Consider the following 4,146-nt stretch of genomic DNA (forward strand, 5'->3'; position numbering starts at 1 on the left):
GTGCTGCGCATCATCAACGAGCCGACAGCAGCCGCCCTGGCCTATGGCCTAGACAAACAAGATCAAGACCTACGCATTCTGGTTTTCGATTTGGGTGGCGGCACCTTCGACGTCTCGGTGCTGCAACTGGGCAGCGGCGTGTTTGAGGTGCAGGCGACCGCCGGCAACAACCACCTGGGGGGGGATGATTTCGACCAAAGAATTGTCGATTGGCTCATCCGTCAGTTTTTGGAGACGGAAGGGATCGACCTCTCGCGGGATCGCATGGCCCTGCAGCGGATGCGGGAGGCTGCCGAGAAGGCCAAAATTGAGCTGTCCAGCACCCAGGTTACACTCATTAACCTGCCTTTTATCACCGCCGACGATTCGGGGCCCAAGCACCTGGAAGTGGAGCTGACCCGCGGCAAGTTTGAGGAGTTGGTGCGGGATCTGGTGGAGGCCACCGTGGAGCCTACAGAACAGGCGCTGCGGGATGCTGGCCTCTCCCCTGCAGACATCGACCGCGTGCTGCTGGTGGGCGGCTCTACTCGTATTCCCGCTGTCCAGGAGAAAATTCGGCAAATCTTCAAAAAAAACCCAGATCGCTCCGTCAACCCGGACGAGGCGGTGGCCCTTGGCGCTGCCATCCAGGCAGGCGTGGTGGGTGGAGAAGTGAAAGATCTACTGCTGCTGGACGTGATCCCTCTCTCGATTGGGGTGGAAACGCTGGGGGGAGTCTTCACCCGCATCATCGAGCGCAACACCACCATTCCCACCAGTAAAACCCAGATTTTCTCCACTGCCACCGATGGCCAGAGTGTGGTGGAGATTCACGTCCTGCAGGGAGAGCGGGCCATGGCCAAAGACAACAAAACCTTGGGCCGCTTTCAGCTGACCGGGATCCCGCCGGCTCCCCGTGGGGTACCCCAGATCGAGGTTTCTTTTGACATCGATGCCAACGGGATCTTGAAAGTCTCGGCTCGGGAAAAGGGGACAGGAATCGAGCAGAGCGTCAAGATCACCAACAACGGTGGCTTGAGCAGCAGCGAGATCGAGCGAATGCGTCGGGAAGCGGAGGCCTATGCCGAAGAAGATCAGCGCCGGCGGCAGTTGGTGGAAGCCCGCAACCAGTCAGATAGCCTGCTCTACAACTACGACAAAACCCTGCAGGAGCATGGCAATCGCCTCAGCGAAGCTCGAATCCAGCGGGGGGCTCAAGTGGCGGGCACATTGAGGGCATTGCTGGCAAATGATAACGTAGACTTAGCAACTTTACGGAACGCAATGGAAGAACTGCGGGCTGTCCTGCTGGAGATGGGTAGCGAGATCTATGGAGCTCGCTGAGGATTCTAGGCAACTGCTTGCTCTCCCCCAGCTCCGGTGCCTTGTAGGTCTGCTTCGGTTGTGCTGCCTGACAAGTTGCATCTCAAGTGTGTCTGATGTTTTGATCTTTAACCTCTTCTGAAGCGCTTCTATGGCTCGCGACTACTATGAAATCTTGGGGGTTAGCCGCGATAGCTCCAAAGAGGAGATCAAGCGCGCCTATCGACGGTTGGCTCGTAAGTACCACCCGGATGTCAACAAGGAGCCAGGCGCCGAGGAGCGCTTCAAAGAGATCAACCGTGCCTATGAGGTGCTCTCTGATAATGAGCTAAAAGCTCGCTACGATCGCTTTGGAGAAGCGGGTTTGAGTGGAGCTGCTGCGGCAGCAAGTGGATTCCAGGATTTTGCGGGGATGGGTGGCTTTGCCGACATTTTCGAGAGCTTTTTCACCAACTTTGCAGGGGCAGGAGCCAGCTATGCCCGCAGTCGCCAGGGGCCGGTACGGGGCGATGATCTGCGCTTTGACCTAAAACTGGAGTTTCTGGAAGCCATCTTCGGCGGCGAAAAGCAGATTCGCATCAGCCACTTGGAAGTCTGCAACGTCTGTGGAGGCAGCGGGGCTAAGCCCGGTACGGAGGTGAAAACTTGCCCCACCTGCGGAGGCGGCGGTCAGGTGCGGCGGGCAACCCGCACGCCGTTTGGCAACTTTACCCAGGTCTCGGTTTGTCCCACCTGTGGTGGCAGCGGTCAGGTGTTGGAAGAGCCCTGCCACAACTGCAATGGCGAGGGCTTGGCCCAAACCACGAAGAAACTGCGCATTAACATCCCAGCCGGCGTGGATAGTGGCACCCGTTTGCGGGTTTCTGGGGAAGGCGATGCCGGTCGACGCGGTGGCCCGCCCGGGGATCTCTACGTCTACCTATTCGTGGAACCGGATCCCGACTTCCAGCGAGATGGCCTGACCATTCTCTCGGAGGTGCGGGTGAGCTATTTGCAGGCCATCTTGGGGGCCAAGGTCTCTGTGCCCACCGTGGACTCGAAAGCCGGCCTGGAGGAGGAGGTGGAGCTGACCATCCCAGCCGGATCCCAGCCGGGTACAGTGCTGACCCTGGAGGGCAAGGGGGTACCTCGCATTGGCAACCCGATGTCTCGGGGCGACCACCAAATCACCTTGGTGGTGGAGATCCCCACCCGCATCAGCTCAGAAGAGCGGGAATTGCTCATGCGCCTGGCTGAGCTGCATGGAGAACGCATCAACAAGCGGGATGGTTTCTTGGGCGGGTTGTTGCGGGGGCTGGCCCAGATGCCTGGCAACCGGGAGCGTGAGGAAGAATGACTGCAGAGGCTGTTTCGTCGGAAGAGGTCAAGTTTATCCTTGACCAGCGCGGGATCCCTTGCCCACTTAACTACGTGCGGGCGAAGCTGCGCCTGGAGCGCATGGCTCCTGGAGAACTGCTGGAGCTGTGGCTGGATGCGGGAGAACCTCTGGAGCAGGTGCCCAACAGTCTAGCCATGGCCGGGCATCGGATTGAGGGACAGGCAGCTTCCCCCGAAGGCCATCACATTCTCTGGGTGCGTCGTGGCACGCCTGAGTCGGCATGAGCCCGGTGAAACCAGAAGGAAAGGGGGATCCGGGATCCAGTTGTACCGGCTGGGTGCGCGCAGCGCAGGCCAACTTTTATCGCGTGCGGATCGATCCGAGTTTGGCCGCCCTTTTTCCCGAGATCCCGGCTCGGTTTCCGGTTGAAAAGCCCACGCCGGCAGAGATTCTCTGTACCAGTCGGGCCAAGCTGAAAAAAATGGGTCAGCAGGTGATGGTGGGGGACTGGGTGGAGGTGCGCTTGCCGCCTGCTGCCGCCGACCTCTGGCCGGAGCGGGGGGTGATCGAGGCGATCCTGTCGCGGCGCACTCAGCTGCCTCGACCCGCTATTGCCAACGCGACCCAAGTTCTGGTGGTGGTGGCCCTGGCCGAGCCCGACCCTGAGCCCAACGCCCTCAGTCGTCTGCTGGTGCAAGCCGAGGCCAGCCAACTGCGGGTTCAGGTGGTGTTGAACAAATGCGACTGCGTGGATCCAGAAGTGGCGACAACTTGGGTGGAGCGTCTGCAGAGGTGGGGATATGAGCCTCTGTTGGTCAGTGCCCACACCCAAGCTGGGATCCCCCAGTTGCAACAATGTTGCCGAGATCAGATCTCGGTGGTGATGGGCCCTTCCGGGGTGGGCAAATCCAGCTTGCTCAATCGGCTGCTGCCGGACGTTCGGCTGGCCACTCAGGCCGTCTCCAGACGTTTGGGCCATGGTCGGCACACCACCCGCCATGTGGAGCTGTTTCCCTTGCCGGAAGGCGGTTGGATCGCCGATTCGCCGGGATTCAATGCTGGCGAAGGGATCCCGCCGGTGCATCCTTTGCAGTTGATACGGTGCTTCCCCGAAGTAAGGGATCGCTTGGGCGCCTGTCAGTTTCGCGATTGCCTGCACCATCGAGAGCCGGGCTGTGGGCTCCGAGATCTGGATTGGGAACGACGGACTTTTTACTTGCAGCTTTTGCAAGAAGTCCAGCAGGTGCAAAAGGCATCGGTGGGCCTTATCCAGCCTGGCCAAGATCCCAGTCTCGCCAGAATTGCGCGAAAGACCTCAATCTGAGGACTATAGTCATTCCAAACTAGATTGAGACACTCCTCAAGCATTCCGTGCAGCTTCTGCGACCACTCCCAGCCCCTCTTCCTTTGGGAGAGGGGAGTTAGGAACCAATACACGATACAACAGAAATGTTTCATTCCTGTTTAAAATGACTATAAAACGACCGTAGAATGTCAGCTAGGTTGTGTTGATCTTTCATTTGAGC

General features: G+C 59.1%; 4 protein-coding genes. All 4 read left to right on the forward strand.

The genetic code is table 11. The features are described from left to right. Positions 1–1,323, forward strand: a 1,323-nt coding sequence (gene dnaK / locus NW815_RS03610) for a molecular chaperone DnaK (protein WP_414415716.1), incomplete at its 5' end; no start/stop codon positions are given. A 130-nt stretch (positions 1,324–1,453) separates the two neighbouring features. After that, a complete protein-coding gene (dnaJ, locus tag NW815_RS03615; protein WP_414384069.1) occupies positions 1,454–2,638 on the forward strand; it encodes a molecular chaperone DnaJ in 1,185 nt (394 codons plus the stop codon). After that, positions 2,635–2,904, forward strand: a complete 270-nt coding sequence (locus NW815_RS03620) for a sulfurtransferase TusA family protein (RefSeq protein ID WP_414349857.1) — start codon at positions 2,635–2,637, stop codon at positions 2,902–2,904. Before dnaJ ends, NW815_RS03620 begins: the two co-directional genes overlap by 4 nt. Then, a complete protein-coding gene (gene rsgA, locus NW815_RS03625; RefSeq protein ID WP_414415717.1) occupies positions 2,901–3,944 on the forward strand; it encodes a ribosome small subunit-dependent GTPase A in 1,044 nt (347 codons plus the stop codon). Before NW815_RS03620 ends, rsgA begins: the two co-directional genes overlap by 4 nt. Positions 3,945–4,146 lie beyond the last annotated feature (202 nt).

This window comes from Synechococcus sp. R6-7, from assembly GCF_047461695.1.
Classification (GTDB): domain Bacteria; phylum Cyanobacteriota; class Cyanobacteriia; order Thermostichales; family Thermostichaceae; genus Thermostichus.

What these genes read in the sequence shown, in the direction of transcription:
- dnaJ (WP_414384069.1), top strand. Translation starts at nt 1,454, where the DNA reads ATGGCTCGCGACTACTATGAAATCTTGGGGGTTAGCCGCGATAGCTCC.
- NW815_RS03620 (WP_414349857.1), top strand. Translation starts at nt 2,635, where the DNA reads ATGACTGCAGAGGCTGTTTCGTCGGAAGAGGTCAAGTTTATCCTTGAC.
- rsgA (WP_414415717.1), top strand. Translation starts at nt 2,901, where the DNA reads ATGAGCCCGGTGAAACCAGAAGGAAAGGGGGATCCGGGATCCAGTTGT.